This is a genomic window from Streptomyces sp. NBC_01235 (genome assembly GCF_035989285.1).
Lineage (GTDB): Bacteria > Actinomycetota > Actinomycetes > Streptomycetales > Streptomycetaceae > Streptomyces.
In genome coordinates, this window is sequence record NZ_CP108513.1 from 2,827,376 (window position 1) to 2,846,636 (window position 19,261).

Here is a 19,261-nt window from a genome sequence, read left to right on the forward strand (position 1 = left end):
GGTATGAACAATGGGGAGGGGTTGGCCGCGACCGTCAGTCCAGTGTGCGCGCCAGATACGCCCGCAGCAGCTCCCGCGTCTCGTCGATCACCTTCGCGTCACCCTCCGGGTCCACCCGGAAGGCCAGCTGGACGAGGGTGTCCGCGGTCTCCACCGCGATCAGGAAGGTGCGCCGCAGGTCGTCGTCCACCTCGCGGACGAGGTAGTCGGAGAGCAGGCCGGTGAGGCGGTCGGCGACGCGGTGGTTGGGTTCGGCGTGCCGGGCGCCGACCGGGATCTGGTTGCCGAAGTCGACGAGGGAGAAGCCGGGCGCGGTGCGCTTCATGGCCAGGTACTCGTCCAGCACGGCGTCCATGGCGGCCCGCCAGTCTCCCCGCCCGGCCCCCTCCAGCCGCTCGGTGACACGCTCGGAGTAGCGCTCCAGGTTGCGCTGCGCGAGCGCGTCGGCCATCTGCCGCTTGTTGCCGAAGAAGCGGTAGACGGAGCCGATGGGGACACCGGCGCGCTCGGCGACCGCGCGGGTGCTCAGGGCGTCGTAGCCGACCTCGTCCAGCAGGTCGGCGCAGGCGTCGAGGATTCTGGTCAGCCGTTCGGCGCTGCGCCGCTGTACGGGCGCGCGACGGAGCGATGTCGCTTGGGGCACGGACTTCATGATGCCTTTCCGCCGCGGCCGGGTGAACCTCGCCTCCGAGTACGGAGAAAGATGCCTGTTGCACTCACGGCGACGGTGATCCGGTCGGGGACGCGGCGGGCGATGGCTCCGACTCCGTGACGTCCGCCGTGGCCTGCACCGGCTTGCCGTCCACCGCCCACACCGTGCCGTCGTCCGCGTACAGGCGGGCGGTGACCTCGTGGGTGCCGTGCGGGAGGAAGCCGGCCGGGATGCGGTACGCGGGGCCGCGCAGGTCGGCGACCTGCCGGTCGTCGACGTAGAGCCGGGCGATGCCGCGGCCGGTGACCGCCTTCTGCGCCGCCCCCGCCGCCGAGAACCGGAAATTGGCCAGCTTCAGCCGTACGTCCCAGCCGCCGTCGGTGTCCGGCTGGACCTCCACGCCGACCTCGGGCGCCCCCTTCTTCGCCACCTCGCGGTAGTGGCGCCCGTCGTCGTCCGTGTGGTCCAGAACCTTGCCCACGGGCGAGGGCGACGCCACGGTCCCCTGTTCCCGCGCACCACTGGAGCCGCAGCCCGCGGATCCGGTCAGCAACAGGACACAGACCGCGAGCGCGGCGGGGAGGGCTCGCGTCCACGACATGCTCCGGACACTAGAGCACCGGTCCGACGCGCGGGATCCCCCTGGAGTCTGGTTCCGGCCGTGCCGTGATCGTCCTCCGAGAGGAGGACGGACCCCCCTCTTGCATCCATGGAAACGCAATCCTACGGTGATGCATAGGAATCAGCGGGCAAGGGAGCCACGATGAGCAGCGGGGACGCACGCAAGACGGCCGAGGGGCTGACCTACCTCTCCGGGTTCGGCAACGAGCACGCCTCCGAGGCCGTCCCGGGCGCCCTGCCCGAGGGCCGCAACTCGCCGCAGCGCGCCCCCCTCGGCCTGTACGCGGAGCAGCTCAGCGGTACGGCGTTCACCGAGCCGCGCGCCCACAACCGCCGCTCGTGGCTGTACCGGATCCGCCCGTCGGCCGCGCACCCGGCGTTCACCCGCGTCGGTGACGGCGGGCTGCGCACCGGCCCCTTCACGCAGACGGTCCCCGACCCCAACCGGCTGCGCTGGAACCCCCTGCCCGAGCCGCCCGCCGGCACGGACTTCCTGGCCGGCCTGTGGACCCTCGGCGGCAACGGCGACGCCACCCAGCGCACCGGCATGGCCGTGCACCTGTACCACGCGAACGCCTCGATGGACCGCGTCTTCAGCGACGCCGACGGCGAGCTGCTGATCGTCCCCGAGCGGGGCGGGCTGCTGCTGCGCACGGAGTTCGGGCTGCTGCACGCCGAGCCCGGCGAGGTGGCGCTGATCCCGCGCGGGGTCCGCTTCCGCGTCGACCTCCTGGACGCCTCGGCCCGCGGCTACGTCTGCGAGAACTACGGCGCCCCGTTCCGCCTCCCCGACCTCGGCCCGATCGGCGCCAACGGACTCGCGAACGCCCGCGACTTCCGGGCGCCCGCCGCCGCGTACGAGGACGTCGAGGGCCCGGTGGAGGTCGTCAACAAGTTCTGCGGCCACCTCTGGGGCGCGACCTACGGCCACTCCCCGCTCGACGTCGTCGCCTGGCACGGCAACCATGTGCCGTACGTCTACGACCTGCGGCGCTTCAACGTCATCGGGTCCATCTCCCACGACCACCCCGACCCGTCGATCTTCACGGTGCTGACGTCGCCGTCCGACACCCCCGGGCCGGCCGGCGTGGACTTCGTGGTCTTCGCCCCGCGCTGGCTGGTCGGCGAGGACACCTTCCGGCCGCCGTACTTCCACCGGAACGTGATGAGCGAGTACATGGGCCTGATCGAGGGCGCGTACGACGCCAAAGCGGAGGGCTTCGTGCCGGGCGGTGGTTCGCTGCACAACATGATGTCGGCGCACGGCCCGGACCGGGAGACGTTCGACCGGGCGAGCGCCGCCGAGCTGAGGCCGCAGAAGATCGACGACGGGCTGGCGTTCATGTTCGAGACGCGCTGGCCGCTCGCCCTCACCCCGCAGGCGGCCCGGGCCGACCATCTGCAAGAGCGCTACGACGACGTGTGGCAGGGCCTCGAACGCCACTTCCGTCCGTCCGGCGGAACATTGCACTGAACGTTGCCGACCGGTACGGATAGCCCGTGACCTCCTTCGCCCCGGACTCGATCGTCCTCACCCGCAAGCTGCCGCTCTGGTACCAGGTGTCGCAGTCGCTGCGCGCCTCGATACTGGGCCGCTCGCCCAGGGACCCGCTCCGGCTGCCCACCGAGGAGCAGTTGGCGGGGCACTACGGGGTGAGCGTGCTGACCATGCGGCAGGCGCTGAAGGAACTGGAGGACGAGGGGCTGATCACCCGGCACCGGCGGCGCGGCACGTTCATCGCGCCGACCGCGCGGCGGAGCGCCCCGGTCCGGCTCCTCGGCTCGGTCGACGCGATCGTGGCCCAGCAGTCCGGCATGGCGACGGAGCTCCTCGACCACGGCCGCACGGCCGTCCCCGCCGAGGTCGCCGAGCACTTCCCGGACCTCGCCGAGGTGGCGACGTACCACCGCCTCAGAAGCGACGAGACGACGGGCGAGCCCACCAACCACGCCCGCAACTACGTCCGTCCCGAACTGGCCGCCCGTATCGACCCCGACGACCTGGTCCGCTGGCCCATGACCAAGGTGCTGCGGGACGTCGTGGGCGCGGACATCGGCCGGATCACCGACACGGTCGAGGCCCGGCTGGCGGACCCGGAGACCGCCCGGCTGCTCCGGGTCCCGCTGCTGAGCCCGATCCTGCACTACACGGGCGTCACCTACGACACGGCCGGACGGGTCCTCGACGCGGCCGTCATCCACTACCGGGGTGACCGTTTCTCCTTCACGGTCACGCTCGACGCGACGTGACCCGCCGCCGGTGAGCCTCGTACCATGCCACGCGTGACGCACGACGACGCTCCGCCGCTGGCGGACCTCATGCCGTGGTCCGTCGCACCGCCGCGGCTCGGCCGGAGGTGGCCGGCGGCGCCCCACCCGGCTTCCCTCAAGGCCCGCTGGGAGGCCCTGGTGAAGGCCGAGGGCCGAGACCGCGAGGCCCTGTTCGAGCCGACCCGGGCCCGCACCCTGCACACGGCCGTCGGACGGCTCCCCGGCCGGGCGGACGGCGGCACGGAGAGACTCGTCCGCGCCTCGGGCCCCTGCCCGGAGCCCGTACGGGTCCTGGCGGCGCCCTTCGACGAGCAGTGGCTCATCCCCGACCACCGGCTGATCGACGCGGCCCGCCCGGAGTTGTGGCGGGTGGCGGACGAGGCGCAGGTGTTCGTGGTGGAGACGCCCCAGGCGCCCAAGTGGCCGCTTCTCGCGACCTCCCTGTTCCCCCTCCTGCGCCCGGGCCGCATCCGCCCGCTGTACCGGCGTCCGGGCGGCAAGGAGCCGAACCTGGCGCCCGGCCTGCTGGACCAGCTCGGCCGGCTGGGCCACTCCCCCGATCCGGTGGACTTCCTGGCGTGGACCCTGACCGCCGTCCGCCCCGATCTCACCGTCCCTCTCACCCGGGATCCCGAACGCTGGGCGCGCGGTGTCGAGTCGGGGCACCGCGCGCTGTGGCTGCTGCGGCGGGACGGCGAGCGCCCCAAGCTGCCCGGCGGCCGCCGCCCCTACGTCCGCGCCCCGCTCCCGGCCGGCCCCCTCAGCCTGCGCTACGACCGCGACGAGGAGACCCTGCACCTGGACGAGGGCCGTGTCTCCCCCGTTCCGCCCGAGGCCTGGGACTTCGAGGCGGACGCGGGCGGCCGGGTCCTGGAGCGGTGGTTCGCGGCGCGGACCGCGGAGGAAGCCGGGCCGGGAACCCTGGCCGCGATCCGCCCGGCGGCCTGGCAGCAGTCGTGGACCTCCGAACTCCTGGAGCTCATCACGGTGTTGACGCTGCTGGCGGAAGTCGGCGCGCGGCGGGAGGAGTTGAAGGTGACGGACACGGACGCGGTCACGGCGGCGGAGCTGCGCGCGGTGGGCGTACTGCCGGTCCCTGACTCGGCACGCCGCCCGGCGACGGTCCTGGACCACCACGAGGAGGGCCCGGAGGGCCAGTTCGCACTGATCTAGTGCCGTTGCAGGCAACGTTCGCCCGTGAAGGAGCGGCGTCCGGTGCGTGCTCTGGGGGTCCCCCCGGCCGAAGGCTGGGGGAGTGCCGGCCGAAGGCCCTCGTACTGGACGTACGTGGGTCTTCGGCCGGTGCGGCGAATGGGGGCACCTCCCACGCCTTTGAGGGAGTGTGCCGGGCGTCGCGACCGGGCGAACGTCGCCTGTCACAGCACTAGCATCCACCCCATGGACCCCATGGACCAGCTCCCGTCGCCGCTGCCGCCGCCTCTGCCGCTGCCCTTGGAGGGCGTCACCGTCGTCGCCGTCGAGCAGGCCGTCGCGGCGCCGTTCGCCACCCGGCAGCTCGCCGACCTCGGCGCCCGGGTGATCAAGGTCGAGCGGATCGACGGCGGTGACTTCGCGCGCGGCTACGACACCGCCGCCGGCGGCCTCGCCTCGCACTTCGTGTGGTGCAACCGGGGAAAGGAGTCCCTCGCACTCGACCTCAAGGACCCGCGGGGCCTGGACGTCGTACGGCGGCTGATCGCCGACGCGGACGTGTTCGTGCAGAACCTCGCGCAGGGGGCGGCGGCCCGGCTCGGTCTGGACGCGGCCACCCTCTGCGCGGCGCACCCGCGGCTGGTCGCCGTGGACATCTCCGGGTACGGGGCGAGCGGACCGTACGCGGACAAGCGGGCGTACGACATGCTCGTGCAGTGCGAGGCGGGGCTGGTGTCGGTGACCGGGACGCCCGAGCAGCCGGTGAAGGCGGGGATCCCCGCGGCGGACATCGCGGCGGCCATGTACGCCTTCTCGGGCGTCCTGGCGGCGCTGGTGCGGCGGGGCGCGACCGGGCGGGGCGGGCCGGTGGAGGTGTCGATGCTGGACGCGCTCGCGGAGTGGATGGGGCATCCGCTGCACCACGCCATGCACGGGGGCACTCCCCCGGCCCGCACCGGTCTCGCGCATGCCGTGATCGCGCCCTATGACGCCTACTTCACCGCCGACGGCGGGCGGGTGCTGTTGTCCGTGCAGAACGACCGGGAGTGGCGGCGGCTGGCCGAACAGGTCGTCGGACGGCCCGAGCTGGGGACGGATCCGTCGTATGCGACGAACGCGGCACGGGTGACGAACCGGGAGCGTACGGACGCGCTGGTGGCGAAGGCGCTGGGCGCGCTGCGCACCGACGAGGCGTTGGCGCGGCTCGAGGGCGCGGGGATCGCGTGCGCACGCCTGAGGGATCTGCACGAGGTGGCGGAGCATCCGCAGCTGGCGGCCCGTGAGCGGTGGCGGGAGGTGGGGACGCCGGTCGGGCCGTTGCGGGCGCTGCTGCCCCCGATCACGCTGCCGGGCGGGGAGGAGGCACGCATGGGGGACGTGCCCGCGCTCGGGGAGCACACCGAAGCTTTGCTGCGTGCCATGGGGATGACGGACGAGGAGATCGCAGCGCTGCGCCGGGACGGTGTGGCCGCCTGAGCGCGGGACTCAGTACGTGAGGACGCGCCGGCCGGTCAGTGCCTGTTGCCGCCGAACAGCGAGCGGCGCAGTCGGCGCAGGGGCGCGAAGAGCGAGACACGGCTCACCCGTGCCCGTGTCGTCTTGGAGCCACGGTCGCGCACGGGCTCACGTGCGGTCAGCTCCCGCATGAGCGAGGTCGCCTCGACCGTCTCCCGCTGCGGTATGGCGGGACCCGCCAGCACCGAGAGATGGCGGTCCAGGCGCGAACTGGTCGCGCTGCTCCCGCAGGTGATCGCAGGAACCCTCGCCCTGCTGTGCATCGTTATCTGTTCCATGTCACTCCCCACCCGTACGAGTCCACCCGGCCCGGGCAGGGTAACCCTATCGCCCCGTCGCGGCACACAGGTATCGAGCTCACAGGATTCACCTTCCCCGTAAGGGTGTTGACGACCCCTCTTCGATCACTCTCCGAATCCGACCGATTTCAGGGTGAGTTGGACAACCGGCTGCGTGGTGGGCTGCGCTGATCCACCGTCGGGCTCGACGGTCACAGCGAGTGATGTCGCCGCCTTGTCGAGACCGGTGGCGACCAAGGGCGTGTCTCCTTCGAAGAGCCCGAGGGAGCGTGGTTGCGCGCCCGGGCGCATGAGCCACAGCTGATGCACCTGCCCGGCGGACAAGCCCCCGTATCCGCTCAAGGTGACGACCGCCTGCCCCTCCGAAGCGGAAGCGATCACTCCGATACTGCGGCCCTCTGCGTCCTTGCCGGTGCTCGCCCGCGCGTCCGGAGCTGCGAGAACGTGGGCGATCTCACGTGACTGGGCGCGCTCGGCGTTCAGCTGGTCCTGGGTGCGTCCTGCCTGGACGGCGAAGAGCGAGGCGACCACGAGGGCCGCGGCGGCGGTGGCCGTGGCGAACGGCACGAACAGCGGGCGGCGCGCACGGGGCGTACGGGAGCGTCCGGGCGGCGGCTGCGTGCCCCAGACATGCGGGGGCAGTTGAGTCGCGTGCTCCCGCGCCGGCGCACGCGAGGGCTCCTGCGGAGTTCTCTGGACGGCGGCCAGCACCCGGTTGCGCATCGCGGCCGGCGGCGGGGCGGCCTGCGACCAGGCGAGCCGGACGGCGTCCTCGGCCAGCGCCCGCACCTCGGCGGAGCAACGGTCGCAGTCCTTCAGATGCTTCTCGAAACGGCGGCGCTCGTCGGCCTCGAGGGCGTCGAGCGCGTAGGGAGCGGCCAGCGAGTGCAGGTCCTCGCGGCGGAACAGGCCGAGCACACTCATGCGGCACCTCCCAGGCAGTCGCGCAGCCGCGTGAGCCCGTCACGCATCCGTGTCTTCACCGTGCCGAGCGGCAGCGAGAGCCGGTCGGCCACCTCACGGTACGTGTAGCCGTCGTAGTAGGCGAGGGTGACGGACTGCCGCTGGAGCGCCGTCAGCCGGTCCAGGCAGCGGCGGACCAACTGGCGTTCCAGGCCCGCCTCGACCTCCTCCGCCACCTGGTCGAAGGCGGGGTCGTGGTAGCGCTGGGCCTCGCGCTGCTCGCGGTCGACGGCCGCGCGGGCACTGCGTACCCGGTCGACGGCGCGGCGGTGGGCGAGGGTGAGGATCCAGGAGAGGGCGCTGCCGCGGCTGGGGTCGAAGCGGCGGGCCGAGCGCCAGGCCTCCAGGAGCACCTCCTGGGCGACCTCCTCCGACTGCGCGGGATCCCTGACGACCCGGCGCACGAGCCCGAACACCGGCCCGGACACCAGTCCGTAGAGCTGTTCGAATGCGTGCTGGTCGCCTCGCGCCACGAGCACCAGAAGCTCGTCCGCCTCCATACGGTCCCCCTCCCTGCGGCCACCACACCCGGGCCGCCCCGTCACACCAGGCATTCGCAACGAACACACCTCCGGATGGGTGGTACGGATCAGCGGGCCGGAAACGCGGGTGAGCAGAAAATAAAAAGTTTTTTGGATTCGACCAATCCGAACCCACCCTCCGCTCCGTATCACTGTCCGTCAGGCAAGTTGGCACAGAGGACGGACGGCATGACAGCTATCTCGCGGAGCGGCAACGGACGCAGGAGCGTCGCGACCCTCATATGCGGTGCGTTGGCCGCCGGGGGGCTCGCAGCCGCCGGCGCCGCCACGCTGGCCCCGGGGGCGGCCTACGCCTCCAGCCACCGTGAGGCCCCTCTCATCTCGGGGACCCCGCAGTACGACAACACGGACGTGTACGCCTTCGTCAGCCCGGACCACCCGGACACGACGACGATCGTCGCGAACTGGATCCCGTTCGAGGAGCCGGCCGGCGGCCCGAACTTCTTCCCGTTCGCCGAGGACGCCCAGTACGACCTGAAGATCGACAACAACGGTGACGCGAAGGAGGACCTGACCTTCCGCTACACCTTCAAGACCCACACGAAGAACAAGAAGACGTTCCTCTACAACACCGGCGTGGTCGAGAGCCTGGACGACCCCGACCTGAACATCACGCAGACGTACGACCTCGAACTGATCAAGTCGAAGAAGGGGAAGGTCGAGCACAAGACGAAGCTCGCGGACGACGTGCCGGTGGCGCCGTCGAACGTGGGCAAGGCGTCGATGCCGCACTACTCGATGCTGCGCGACCACGCGATCTACAAGCTCCCCAACGGCGCCAAGACCTTCGCGGGCCAGGCCGACGACCCGTTCTTCCTGGACCTGCGCGTCTTCGACCTGCTGTACGGCGGCGACCTCTCCGAGGTCGGCAACGACACGCTCAAGGGCTACAACGTCAACTCGATCGCCCTGCAGGTCCCGACGGACATGATCGCCGAGTCCAAGCACCAGCCGATCGTCGGTGTCTGGTCGACCACCCAGCGCGAGAACGCCGAGGGCTACTACACGCAGGTCTCCCGCCTGGGCAGCCCGCTGGTCAACGAGGTCGTCAACCCGATCAAGGACAAGGACAAGTTCAACGCGTCCGAGCCCAAGGACGACGGCCAGTTCCTGAAGAACGTCACCAACCCCGAGCTGCCGAAGCTCATCGAGGCGATCTACAAGATCAAGGCGCCGGCCGAGCCGCGCAACGACCTCGTCGACGTGTTCCTCAAGGGCGTCAAGGGCCTCAACCAGCCGCCGTACGTGACGCCTTCGGAGGAACTGCGCCTCAACACCTCCATCAAGCCCACCGCCAGCCCCAAGCGGCTCGGTGTCCTCGACGGTGACAACGCGGGCTTCCCGAACGGCCGCCGCCTCACCGACGACGTGATCGACGCCTCGCTCCAGGTCGTCGAGGGTGAGCTGGTCGGTTCCAAGAACGACCTCGGCGACGCGGTCGACAAGAACGACAAGGACTTCGAGAAGTCCTTCCCGTACGTCGCCCTGCCGACCGAGGGTTCGCGCGGCGCGACCGCCAAGAGCGGCGCCGACGTCCGCAGCCAGCTCGGTGACGCCCTCACGGGCTCCGACGACAACACCGCGCTGATCGCGTCCTCCGCGGGCGCCGGCGCGGCGGGCATCCTCCTCATCGGCGGCGGCCTGATGTGGTGGCGCGGACGGCGGCGGGCCTACTAGGCCCTCCTGCTGAACGGGCCGGGGAGAATCCTGCGCTCCCCGGCCCACCCCACAGACTGGCGCGGCCCGCGTACTCATCCCCCACGGCGCGGGCCGCGCCACCCCCACGCGAGCAGGCTGATCCACCCCAGGCGACCTAGGAGAGGGCATGTCCCCGCGGACGAACGACGGCGAACCGGAGCGGCCCGAGCACCCGGCCCCCGCCCGACCGGCACCGGCTTCAGACCGACCGGTCCCGAACTCCGGGCAGGCGCCCGAGGATGCGTCCCTCGTGGACGACGCCGTCGTGGGCGACGTGGTCGAGGCGAAGCCCAGGGGCTCGGTCGCCGGGGACACCGAGCCGGAATCGGCCACCGGGGACGCGACTGCCGAGGACACGGCCGGCGGGGACGACCCGGCGCAGGCCGAAGCCGTCCAAGCCCCAGCGGGGACCGGTCCCACGGACACCGCGCCCGGGGACACCGCCCCCGACGGGGCCACCACCGTGGGCAGCCCGGCGGGGACGGAAGCCAACGACGCCTCGAAGGCCACGGGCCCCCGTACTCTCTCTGCCGACGCCGGAGCCGACGCCGGCGCCGGTGCGGATGCCGGCCTCGAGGGCGACGGCGGCGTCGAAGAGCGCGTGGCCGCCGTTCGTCGTGTGGGCGCCGCAGGCCGACGATGGCGGAGTGTCCAACTCGTAGCATGCGCCGCCATGTTGGCCGTCGCGCTCACCGCCGGGGCGATCGCGCTCGGGGCGGCGCGGGACGGGCAGGACGTGCCCGTGGCGACAGCCGCGGCGGTCTCCCCGGGGCTGCTCGCCAGCGGTGACCTCGACTCCAGCATCACTGCCCTCCAGGCCCATCTCCGCGTGCAGCCGAAGGACTTCGGCGGCTGGGCCACCCTCGGACTCGCCTACGTCGAGCAGGCCCGCACCAAGGGTGACCCCTCCCGCTACCCGCAGGCCGAGCAGGCCCTGAAGCGCTCCCTCTCCCTGCGCTCCGACAACGACCAGGCCCTCGCCGGCCGGGCCGCCCTCGCCGCCGCCCGGCACGACTTCGCGAACGCCCTGACCCTGGCCGACCAGGCGCTGAAGCAGAACCCCTACAACGAACGCGCCCTGTGCTCCCGTATCGACGCCCTCGTCGAACTCGGCCGCTACGACGACGCCGAGAAGGCCGTGCGGACGGCCGACGAACGGCGGCCCGGCGTACCGGTGTTCACCCGCTACGCCTACGTCCACGAGCTGCGCGGCGACGTCACCACCGCCCGCCGCGTCCTGGACCGGGCGCTCGCCGCTTCGACTTCCCCCGGCGACATCGCCTACGTCGCCTCGCAGCTCGGCCAACTGGCCTGGAACCAGGGCGACTACTCCACCGCCCTCACCCACTACGCCCGCGCCCTGGCCGCCGACGAGAACTACCTCCCCGCGCTGGAGGGCCGTGCCCGCGCCCAGGCGGCCGGCGGTCAACAGGCCGAGGCCATCAAGGGGTTGGAGCTCATCGTCACCCGCTATCCGCTCCCCGGCCCGCTGGTCGAGCTCGGTGAGCTGTACGAGGCCCGGGGCGGCGAGGGCGACACCGCGAAGGCCGAGGACCAGTACGCCCTGGTCGACGCGTGGACCGCCATCGCCCGCGCCAACGGCGTCAACGCCGACCTCGACACCGCGCTCGCCGCCGCCGACCACGGCGACAGGGCGACCGCCCTGCGCGCGGCCCGCGACGACTGGTCCCGCCGGCACACCGTGCACACGGCGGACGCCCTCGCCTGGGCCCTGCACGTCAACGGCAAGGACGCCGAGGCCCTCCCCTACGCCCGGCAGGCCACGGCCACCGGCTACCGCAACGCGTCCTTCCTCTATCACCGCGGTGTGATCGAGAAGGCCACCGGTCACCCCGCCGACGCCCGTACCCACCTCTCCGCCGCCCTGAAGCTGAACCCCGGCTTCTCCCCGCTGGGCGCCCGCGAGGCGCGTACGGCACTCAAGACGCTGGAGGCGAGCAAGTGATTTCCCGTCGTCTGCTCGCCTCCTGCGCGGCCGTGTTCACGGCCGGCTGCGCGCTCGTGCTGGTTCCTTCCGCCGGCGCGAGCGCGCACCCCCTCGGCAACTTCACCGTCAACCGCTACGACGGTCTCGTCGCCGCCCCCGGACAGCTCCGCGTCGACCATGTCGAGGACCTCGCCGAGATCCCCGCGACCCAGGCGAAGCCGGACATCGAACGGCTCGGGATGACCGAGTGGGCCCGGCAGCGGTGCGCGACGGCCGCGAGCGGCAGCAGGCTCACCGTCGACGGCGGTGCCGTCCCCCTCACGGCGGGCACGAGCAAGGCGGTCGTACGGCCAGGCCAGGCGGGGCTCGACACGCTGCGCGTCGAGTGCCGGCTGACGGCCCCGCTGCCCGACGCGTCCGACGGGGACACCATCACCCTCGGCTTCCACAGCGCGGGCGCCTCCAGCGGCCCCGGCTGGCGTGAGGTCACCGCCCGCGGCGACCGCATGACGCTCACCGGCTCCGACGTGCCGAAGAAGTCGGTCTCGGGCGAACTCACCAGCTATCCCAAGGAGTTGCTCTCCTCCCCGGCGGACACCTCGACCGCGTCCGTGAAGGTGCGGCCCGGGGGCGCGGCCCTCGTCGAGGAGAACCGGGACGCGCCGGCCGCGTCCGTGCTGCCGCGCGGCGCCGACCGCTGGACACGGGCCCTGGACAACCTGGTCGCCCGGCAGCACCTCACTTTCGGCTTCGCCGCGCTGGCCCTGGTGATCGCCGTCGGCCTCGGCGCGATGCACGCCGTCGCCCCGGGCCACGGCAAGACCATCATGGCCGCGACGGCTGCCGCCCGGGGCGGCAAGGCCCGGATGAAGGACGTCCTCCCGCTCGCCGCCTCCGTCACCATCACCCACACCCTGGGCGTCGTCGCCCTGGGCCTCCTCGTCACCGCCGGTTCGGCCGCGGCGCCCTCGGTGATCGCCTGGCTGGGCCTGGCGAGCGGCGCGCTGGTGCTCTTCGCGGGCGCGAGCCTCGCCCGACGGGCCTGGCGCAACCGTGGACCCGGTCACGGGCACGGGCACGGGCACGGACACGGACATGGGCACGATCACGGCCCCGGCCATGACCACGGCCATGACCATGGGCACACTCACAGCCACGCGCCTTCCGAACCCCCGGCCCGTCAACTCGCCCTCGTCGGCGCCCCCACCCCGCACACGCATGCCCATCAGAGCGCCGAGCCCGCCCAGGACCACGGTCATGACCCCGACCACGGCCACGATCACCACCACCACGAGCACGACCACGACCACGACCACCAGCACGGCCACACCCACACGCACACCCACGGCGGCCACACCCACACCCACGCCGTCGCCCCCACCCTCCGCGGCACGATCCTGCTCGGGTTCGCCGGAGGCATGGTCCCCAGTCCGTCCGCCGTGGTCGTGCTGGTCGGCGCGGCGGCGCTCGGGCAGGCCTGGTTCGGGCTGCTGCTCGTCGTCGCGTACGGCGTCGGGCTCGCGCTGACCCTCACCGCCGCCGGCTTCGCCGTCGTCAGGCTGGGTGCGGGGGCGACCCGCCTCATGGACCGGCAGCCGCGCTGGACCACCCACCCGGCCGTGACGCTGGTCCGCCGCAACATGCCCCTGTGGTCCGCGTTCCTCGTCGTCGCCCTCGGCGCCGGACTGGTGCTCAAGGGGGCCGCATCCGTCCTCGGCTGAGCTACGTTTGTGGAGTTGCGGAGGTTTTCGCCCGGATACGAAGAGCGGAATGGGGGCGCGGTGTCCGAAGAACCGGGCAGTGAACGTCTGATCGCGGGCCGCTACCGCCTGCTGACCCCGCTCGGCGAGGGCGGCATGGGGACGGTGTGGCGGGCCCATGACGAGGTGCTGCACCGTGAGGTCGCCGTCAAGGAGGTGCGCGCCCCGCACGGGCTGGCCGCCTCGGACGTCGAGCGGATGTACGCCCGGCTGGAGCGCGAGGCCTGGGCGGCGGCCCGGGTCGCGAACCGGAACGTCGTCACGGTGTACGACGTGGCCACTCAGGACGGGCGGCCGTGGATCGTCATGGAGATCGTGCGCGGGATCTCCCTCGCCGAGCTGCTGGACGCCGAGGGGCCTCTCGAACCGGCGCGGGCCGCGCACATCGGCGCCGAGGTGCTGTCCGCGCTGCGGGCCGCGCACGAGGCCGGGGTGCTGCACCGGGACGTCAAACCGGCGAACGTGCTGCTGTCGAACGACGACCGGGTGGTGCTCACCGACTTCGGCATCGCGACCGTCGAGGGCACTTCCGCGCTGACCATGACCGGCGAGGTCATCGGCTCCCCCGAGTTCCTCGCGCCGGAGCGCGCGCTGGGGCGTACGCCGGGGCCCGAGTCGGACCTGTGGTCGCTGGGCGTGCTGCTGTACGCGGCGGTCGAGGGCAACTCCCCCTTCCGGTACGACACTCCGCTGAGCACCGTGCGCGCGATCGTCGACGAGGAACTGCCGCCGCCGCGCCGGGCCGGGCCGCTCGCGCCCGTGATCGAGGGGCTGCTGCGCAAGGACCCGGCCGAGCGGCTGCCGGCCGACGTGGCCGAGCGGGACCTGCGGATCGTCGCGGCGGGCGGCGACCCGCGCGCGGACACGACCCGTACGACGCCACAGGCGCCGTACTCGCCGTACACGCCCTATCCGCCGACGGCCGCGACCCCCGCCGAGCCCCTGCGCCAGGAGCCGCCGGCTCCGACCCCGCCCCAGCCCTGGACGACGGCCCCGGCGACGACCGCCTCGACGGAGCCGGAACGCAACCGGCGCGCCGGTGTCGTCCTGGTCGCCGGTGTGGCCGCGCTGGCGCTGGCGGTCGCCGGGCTGACGTACGGACTGCTGAACCGCGACGACGGCAGCGGCGGCGGCACCGGTGGGGTCACCAACAGCGGTACGGAGATCCTGAGTTCGCCTCCGACACAGCCGGAGACGAGCGAAAGGACCAGCGAGCCGCCGAGTCCGAGCCCGAGCCCGAGCGAGAGCGAGAGCTCCGAGGCCCCGGCGCAGACCGTCGCGGTCACCGTCACCGGCGCGCACACGGACTACTCCGGTTCCTGTCCGCCGCCGGACGCCGACGCGCCGGCCTTCACGGCGACGATCACCGTGGGGCGGCTGCCCGCGACGGTGTCCTATCGCTGGGTGTCGAAGGAGGGTGAGCTCTCCGGGCAGACCTGGAAGACGCTCGACTTCCCGTCGGGCGGGGGCAAGTCCAAGCAGGACAAGGTGATCGTGTCGACGTACGCGGAGAGCGGGACGTACGAGAACGCGATCGGCGTCGAGGTGCGGAAGCCGGTGAAGGTGACGTCCGACTCGGTGCCGTTCTCGGTCACCTGCGAGACGGAGGCCCCGACCGACGGGACCTCCCCCTCCTCCTCGCCGTCCGAGTGACGGCTCAGGCCGCGCTGTTCAGGACCGGCAGGTAGCCACCCGACTGACCGGACGCGGTCGGGTGGTAGGACTCGCCGATGTTCAGCAGGCTGAGGCTGTGCAGCCAGGAGCTGCCGGAGCAGATCTCGTGGCCGGTGAACGGGGTGCGGACGTCGCCGAAGGTGAAGCCGTGGGCGGCGGCGCGCTCGGCGGTCGCGGCGTCGAGGTGGTCGGCCGCGTTGTTGATGGCGGAGCGCTTGGTCTCGGACAGGCCCAGGCAGACCGTGCCGAGCCGGTAGAAGCGGGGATAGCCGATGACGACCACGCGCGCGCCCGGCGCCTTCGCGCGGATCGTCGAGTAGACGGTGTCGAGTTTGCCGGGGAGTGTCGAGTCGACGTACGCCTTGGCGGTGTTGATGCGGTTCAGGCAGGTGCTGTCGGAGCTGGTGACGCAGGTCGTCATGACGTCGGCGAAGCCCGCGTCGTTGCCTCCGACGGTGACGGAGACGAGGCCGGTGGAGGAGTTCAGGCCGCCGAGCTGACTCGCCAGAACGTCATCCGTCCGGGCGCCCGAGCAGGCCGCGAAGGTGAACGAGGCGGGGGCGTGGGCGGCGTTCCAGAGGTACGGGTACGCCTTGGTGCTGCGCTTGCAGTCGCCGCTGGAGCTGATGTAGCTGCCCGCGCCGACGCCGGAGGAGTAGGAGTCGCCGAGCGCCACATAGCCGCCGGTCGCGGCGAGTTGGGACGCCTGTGCCGCCGTCGCCCCGGTGAGGGCGGCGCCGGCTGCGAGGAGGAGTGAGCTGACGAATACGACAAGTCGGGAACGTCTCATGGAACCTCCCTTTAGCAGGATCTCTGCCACAACCGTCGTAGCAACTACGCGTGTTGACGGGAAGTGTCCATGCCAAGACTTTCTGTGTCCTGACGCGATCGTTCACAACCTCTTTTCGCCCGCGATATTGCGTGCCCACATCAGGCTTGCCGACAGCCCCTCAACCCCCTTCTCCCTCAGGGCCGCACAACCGTTCCCGACGGGACGCACCATTCCGTAACGGTCAAACGAACAAAAAGGTGAGAGGCCTGCCAAGGGCTTGCCATCCGGGCTTACTCATCAATACCGTCATACTTCTCACTCGCATCGGACCGTCGGCAACGGCTCCAGGGGAGGGCTCAGGGACCGCGGCGGCATCCGGGGCGGGAGCGCGGTAGGGGGGTGCCGAGCTCGGTGACCGTACTGGTGACCGGGCCGTGCCGCGCAATCGGCTGCCGTCTTTCGCCGGTGGCCGGTCAGCTTTGCCAGCTCACCCGGTGTGCGCGGAGAGCGTTCCGCCATGACGTGCCGTACGGCCGTGGCCGTGCTGCCGTGGGTGGGAAACCAAACCCCCCTTTCGAACCGGACGTGAATTCCGGGCCGCCCAGGGGCGGGCGGCCCACCGGACGAGAGGGACCAGACTCATGAGTTCCGTTCTGCAGCCGGCGACCTCGGGCCAGGATTTCGAAGGCCCGTCGACCGTCGGCAAGTACCGGCCCATCTCCTCTCACCTGGCCATCGCGCCACCGGTGAGCGTGGTCATCCCCGCGATGAACGAGGCCGAGAACCTTCCGTACGTCTTCAAGACCCTGCCGGACTGGATCCACGAAGTGGTCCTGGTCGACGGCAACTCCACCGACGACACCGTCCAGGTCGCGCGTGAACTGTGGCCCGGCGTCAAGGTCGTCGGACAGCAGGGCCGGGGCAAGGGCGACGCCCTGATCACCGGCTTCGAGGCGTGCAGCGGCGACATCATCGTGATGGTCGACGCGGACGGCTCGGCCGACGGCAACGAGATCGTGTCGTACGTCTCGGCCCTCGTCTCCGGCGCGGACTTCGCCAAGGGCTCCCGCTTCGCCAACGGCGGCGGCACCGACGACATGACCTTCATCCGCATGCTGGGCAACCGGGTCCTGTGCGCCATCGTCAACCGCAAGTTCGGCGCCCGCTACACCGACCTGTGCTACGGCTACAACGCGTTCTGGCGGCACTGCCTGGACGAGATCGAGCTCGACTGCACCGGCTTCGAGATAGAGACCCTGATCAACATCCGGGTCGTCAAGGCCGGGCTGAAGGTCCAGGAGATCCCCAGCCACGAGTACCTGCGCATCCACGGCGTCAGCAACCTGCGCGCCGTCCGCGACGGGCTGCGGGTCCTGCGGGTGATCCTCAAGGAGCGGTCCAACCGGCGTGCGCTGCGCCGTCTGGCCCGCCGCTCGCCGATGCTCGACTCGGTCCGGGGAGAGGTGTCTTGAGCACGATCGACGTCTCCGTCGTCATCTGTGTGTACACCGAAAACCGCTGGGAGGACATCCTCGCGGCGGTCGCCTCGGTGCGGGCGCAGACCCACCCGGCCCTGGAGACCCTGCTCGTCGTCGACCACAACCCGACCCTCCTGGACCGGCTGAGAAGCGAGTACAAGGAGACCGACGAGGTACGGGTGCTGCCCAACGCGGGCCCCCGCGGTCTGTCGGCCGGCCGCAACACCGGCATCGCCGCCTCGCACGGCGAGGTCGTCGCCTTCCTCGACGACGACGCCGTCGCCGAACGGGACTGGCTGCGCCGGTTCGCCGACCCCTACTCCGACCCCCGGGTCCTCGCCGTGGGCGGCCGGGCGGTGCCCGTCTGGTCCTCCGGCCGGCGGCCCGACTGGTTCCCCGAGGAGTTCGACTGGGTGGTGGGCTGCTCGTACCGGGGCCTGCCGCCCGGCCGGGTCCGGGTACGCAACATCCTCGGCGGGAACGCCTCCTTCCGGCGCAGCGCGTTCGACTTCGTGGGCGGCTTCGCCACCGGCATCGGACGCGACGGCAGCAAACGCCCGATGGGCGGCGAGGAGACGGATCTGTGCATCCGGCTCAGCCACGCGAGACCCGACGCCATCCTGCTGATGGACGACCGCGCGGTGATCCACCACAAGGTGCCCGAAGGGCGCGAGCGCTTCGGGTACTTCCGCACGCGCGCCTACGCCGAGGGCCTGTCCAAGGCGCTCGTCGCCCGCAGCGTCGGCGCGGGCAAGGGGCTGGAGACCGAACGCCGGTACACCACCCGGGTGTTGCCGGCCGGTGTGGCCCGCGGACTGCGCGACCTGCTGCTGGGCCGGCCCGGCGGGGCCCGGCGGGCGGGCGCGATCGTCGCCGGGGTGCTGACCGCGGCCGGCGGGTACGTGGTCGGCAGCCTGCGGGCGCGGCGGGCGGGGACGACGTTCGCCGTGGTGCCGATCTCGCTGGACGACGTGGAGCGTGCCGCATGACGCCGGCGCGCGTACCGATCCTCATGTACCACGCGGTCGCCGCCGACCCCAGCGACGCCACCCGCACGCTCTCGGTCACGCCCGAGGCGTTCGCCGGACAGCTGGCGGTGATCGCGGACCGGGGTCTGACCCCGCTCACCACCGCCGACCTGGCGGCCCGCTGGCGGGACGGCCGACCGCTGCCGGACCGCCCGGTCCTGATCACCTTCGACGACGGTTACGAGGGCGTGCACCGGCACGCCCTCCCGGCCCTGGCCAAGCACGGTTTCCCGGCCACCCTGTTCGTCTCCACCGGCTGGATCCGGGGCGCCTACGACACCGGCGGCGGCCTGGACACCATGCTGGACTGGCGTCAGGTACGCCAACTGGCGGACTCGGGCGTCGAGATCGGCGGCCACAGCCACACCCATCCGCAGCTCGACCAGCTCGACGACGCGGCGCTGCGCGCCGAGCTGACCCGCTGCCGGGACATCGTCGCCGACGAACTGGGCGCCCTGCCCGTGTCGTTCGCCTACCCGTACGGCTACTCCAGCCGCCGGGTGCGGGCGGCGGTGCGCGGACACGGATTCGACCAGGCGCTCGCCGTGGGCAACTCCCTCGCCCGCCGCGCCCAGGGGCCGTACGCCCTGCGGCGGGTGACGGTACGGCGCACCACGGACACCGCGGAGTTCGAACGGCTGCTCGACGGCCGTGCGATCGGCCGTACGTTCGCCCGGGACCGGGCGCTGACCAAGGGGTACGCGGTGGTCCGGCGGACCCGGCAACTCCAGCGGCTGGTGTGAGAGGTGGCCCCGGCGGAGCCCGTCGGGGCCACCCACCAACGCTCGGACCTGTCGGCCGCACCCGACACACCCGACACACCCGACACACCGGACACACCACGCGCACTGCGGAAACCGGGTGCAGACGGGGCCCGTGTGCCGGATC

The 19,261-nt window shown here is 72.2% G+C and carries 17 protein-coding genes; 11 read left to right on the forward strand and 6 right to left on the reverse strand.

What is annotated here, in order from left to right; all coding sequences use genetic code 11:
- Nucleotides 1–34: 34 nt before the first annotated feature.
- Both OG289_RS12155 and OG289_RS12160 read right to left on the reverse strand, forming a co-directional pair.
- Nucleotides 35–652: a TetR/AcrR family transcriptional regulator gene (locus OG289_RS12155; protein WP_327314018.1), complete on the reverse strand. Its 618-nt coding sequence runs from the start codon at nt 650–652 to the stop codon at nt 35–37.
- Nucleotides 653–716: 64 nt separating this feature from the next.
- Nucleotides 717–1,253: a hypothetical protein gene (locus OG289_RS12160; protein WP_327314019.1), complete on the reverse strand. Its 537-nt coding sequence runs from the start codon at nt 1,251–1,253 to the stop codon at nt 717–719.
- Between the two features lie 162 nt (nt 1,254–1,415).
- Here OG289_RS12160 and hmgA point away from each other — a divergent pair, with 162 nt between their 5' ends.
- The 4 genes from hmgA (at nt 1,416) to OG289_RS12180 (ending at nt 6,172) form a co-directional block, all read left to right on the forward strand.
- A complete protein-coding gene (hmgA, locus tag OG289_RS12165) occupies nt 1,416–2,747 on the forward strand; it encodes a homogentisate 1,2-dioxygenase (protein WP_327314020.1) in 1,332 nt (443 codons plus the stop codon).
- A 26-nt stretch (nt 2,748–2,773) separates the two neighbouring features.
- Entirely contained in the window at nt 2,774–3,523 is a 750-nt protein-coding gene (locus tag OG289_RS12170; protein ID WP_327314021.1) for a GntR family transcriptional regulator, read from the forward strand.
- 24 nt (nt 3,524–3,547) lie between these two features.
- On the forward strand, nt 3,548–4,717 hold the full coding sequence (locus OG289_RS12175; protein WP_327314022.1) for a type ISP restriction/modification enzyme: 1,170 nt from the start codon (nt 3,548–3,550) through the stop codon (nt 4,715–4,717).
- Nucleotides 4,718–4,951: 234 nt separating this feature from the next.
- Nucleotides 4,952–6,172 (forward strand): CaiB/BaiF CoA transferase family protein, encoded by a 1,221-nt coding sequence (locus OG289_RS12180; RefSeq protein ID WP_327320653.1) that lies wholly within the window; start codon nt 4,952–4,954, stop codon nt 6,170–6,172.
- A 35-nt stretch (nt 6,173–6,207) separates the two neighbouring features.
- Here the strand turns inward: OG289_RS12180 and OG289_RS12185 are convergent, their stop codons facing one another.
- The 3 genes from OG289_RS12185 to OG289_RS12195 form a co-directional block, all read right to left on the reverse strand.
- Nucleotides 6,208–6,489, reverse strand: a complete 282-nt coding sequence (locus OG289_RS12185; RefSeq protein ID WP_327314023.1) for a hypothetical protein — start codon at nt 6,487–6,489, stop codon at nt 6,208–6,210.
- Nucleotides 6,490–6,615: 126 nt separating this feature from the next.
- Nucleotides 6,616–7,434 carry an anti-sigma factor gene (locus tag OG289_RS12190; RefSeq protein ID WP_327314024.1) on the reverse strand — a complete coding sequence of 273 codons (819 nt, stop codon included), beginning with the start codon at nt 7,432–7,434 and terminating at the stop codon, nt 6,616–6,618.
- A complete protein-coding gene (locus tag OG289_RS12195; protein ID WP_327314025.1) occupies nt 7,431–7,973 on the reverse strand; it encodes a sigma-70 family RNA polymerase sigma factor in 543 nt (180 codons plus the stop codon). The genes OG289_RS12190 and OG289_RS12195 overlap by 4 nt, the downstream gene beginning before the upstream one ends.
- Before the next feature lie 210 nt (nt 7,974–8,183).
- Between OG289_RS12195 and OG289_RS12200 the strand changes: the two genes are divergently transcribed.
- The 4 genes from OG289_RS12200 to OG289_RS12215 all read left to right on the forward strand — a co-directional run bounded on the left by OG289_RS12200 (nt 8,184) and on the right by OG289_RS12215 (nt 15,074).
- Nucleotides 8,184–9,692 (forward strand): DUF4331 domain-containing protein, encoded by a 1,509-nt coding sequence (locus tag OG289_RS12200; protein ID WP_327314026.1) that lies wholly within the window; start codon nt 8,184–8,186, stop codon nt 9,690–9,692.
- A 148-nt stretch (nt 9,693–9,840) separates the two neighbouring features.
- Nucleotides 9,841–11,679, forward strand: a complete 1,839-nt coding sequence (locus OG289_RS12205; RefSeq protein WP_327314027.1) for a tetratricopeptide repeat protein — start codon at nt 9,841–9,843, stop codon at nt 11,677–11,679.
- Nucleotides 11,676–13,382 carry a nickel transporter gene (locus OG289_RS12210; RefSeq protein WP_327314028.1) on the forward strand — a complete coding sequence of 569 codons (1,707 nt, stop codon included), beginning with the start codon at nt 11,676–11,678 and terminating at the stop codon, nt 13,380–13,382. The genes OG289_RS12205 and OG289_RS12210 overlap by 4 nt, the downstream gene beginning before the upstream one ends.
- A gap of 60 nt (nt 13,383–13,442) precedes the next feature.
- Nucleotides 13,443–15,074, forward strand: coding sequence for a serine/threonine-protein kinase (locus tag OG289_RS12215; protein ID WP_327314029.1), 1,632 nt, complete (start codon nt 13,443–13,445; stop codon nt 15,072–15,074).
- Between the two features lie 4 nt (nt 15,075–15,078).
- Here the strand turns inward: OG289_RS12215 and OG289_RS12220 are convergent, their stop codons facing one another.
- Nucleotides 15,079–15,885, reverse strand: coding sequence for an SGNH/GDSL hydrolase family protein (locus OG289_RS12220; protein ID WP_327314030.1), 807 nt, complete (start codon nt 15,883–15,885; stop codon nt 15,079–15,081).
- Between the two features lie 623 nt (nt 15,886–16,508).
- Between OG289_RS12220 and OG289_RS12225 the strand changes: the two genes are divergently transcribed.
- The 3 genes from OG289_RS12225 to OG289_RS12235 are packed head-to-tail and all read left to right on the forward strand — an operon-like array spanning nt 16,509 to nt 19,116.
- Nucleotides 16,509–17,339 carry a glycosyltransferase family 2 protein gene (locus OG289_RS12225; RefSeq protein ID WP_327314031.1) on the forward strand — a complete coding sequence of 277 codons (831 nt, stop codon included), beginning with the start codon at nt 16,509–16,511 and terminating at the stop codon, nt 17,337–17,339.
- Nucleotides 17,336–18,334 carry a glycosyltransferase family 2 protein gene (locus tag OG289_RS12230; RefSeq protein ID WP_327314032.1) on the forward strand — a complete coding sequence of 333 codons (999 nt, stop codon included), beginning with the start codon at nt 17,336–17,338 and terminating at the stop codon, nt 18,332–18,334. The genes OG289_RS12225 and OG289_RS12230 overlap by 4 nt, the downstream gene beginning before the upstream one ends.
- A complete protein-coding gene (locus OG289_RS12235; RefSeq protein ID WP_327314033.1) occupies nt 18,331–19,116 on the forward strand; it encodes a polysaccharide deacetylase family protein in 786 nt (261 codons plus the stop codon). Before OG289_RS12230 ends, OG289_RS12235 begins: the two co-directional genes overlap by 4 nt.
- Nucleotides 19,117–19,261: the final 145 nt, after the last annotated feature.

Excerpts from the sequence above, each read along its gene's own strand:
- OG289_RS12175 (WP_327314022.1), top strand. The coding sequence starts at position 3,548 with ATGCCACGCGTGACGCACGACGACGCTCCGCCGCTGGCGGACCTCATG.
- OG289_RS12220 (WP_327314030.1), bottom strand. The coding sequence starts at position 15,885 with ATGAGACGTTCCCGACTTGTCGTATTCGTCAGCTCACTCCTCCTCGCA.
- OG289_RS12225 (WP_327314031.1), top strand. The coding sequence starts at position 16,509 with ATGAGTTCCGTTCTGCAGCCGGCGACCTCGGGCCAGGATTTCGAAGGC.
- OG289_RS12200 (WP_327314026.1), top strand. The coding sequence starts at position 8,184 with ATGACAGCTATCTCGCGGAGCGGCAACGGACGCAGGAGCGTCGCGACC.
- OG289_RS12185 (WP_327314023.1), bottom strand. The coding sequence starts at position 6,489 with ATGGAACAGATAACGATGCACAGCAGGGCGAGGGTTCCTGCGATCACC.
- OG289_RS12190 (WP_327314024.1), bottom strand. The coding sequence starts at position 7,434 with ATGAGTGTGCTCGGCCTGTTCCGCCGCGAGGACCTGCACTCGCTGGCC.
- hmgA (WP_327314020.1), top strand. The coding sequence starts at position 1,416 with ATGAGCAGCGGGGACGCACGCAAGACGGCCGAGGGGCTGACCTACCTC.
- OG289_RS12180 (WP_327320653.1), top strand. The coding sequence starts at position 4,952 with ATGGACCAGCTCCCGTCGCCGCTGCCGCCGCCTCTGCCGCTGCCCTTG.
- OG289_RS12205 (WP_327314027.1), top strand. The coding sequence starts at position 9,841 with ATGTCCCCGCGGACGAACGACGGCGAACCGGAGCGGCCCGAGCACCCG.
- OG289_RS12155 (WP_327314018.1), bottom strand. The coding sequence starts at position 652 with ATGAAGTCCGTGCCCCAAGCGACATCGCTCCGTCGCGCGCCCGTACAG.
- OG289_RS12195 (WP_327314025.1), bottom strand. The coding sequence starts at position 7,973 with ATGGAGGCGGACGAGCTTCTGGTGCTCGTGGCGCGAGGCGACCAGCAC.
- OG289_RS12160 (WP_327314019.1), bottom strand. The coding sequence starts at position 1,253 with ATGTCGTGGACGCGAGCCCTCCCCGCCGCGCTCGCGGTCTGTGTCCTG.
- OG289_RS12235 (WP_327314033.1), top strand. The coding sequence starts at position 18,331 with ATGACGCCGGCGCGCGTACCGATCCTCATGTACCACGCGGTCGCCGCC.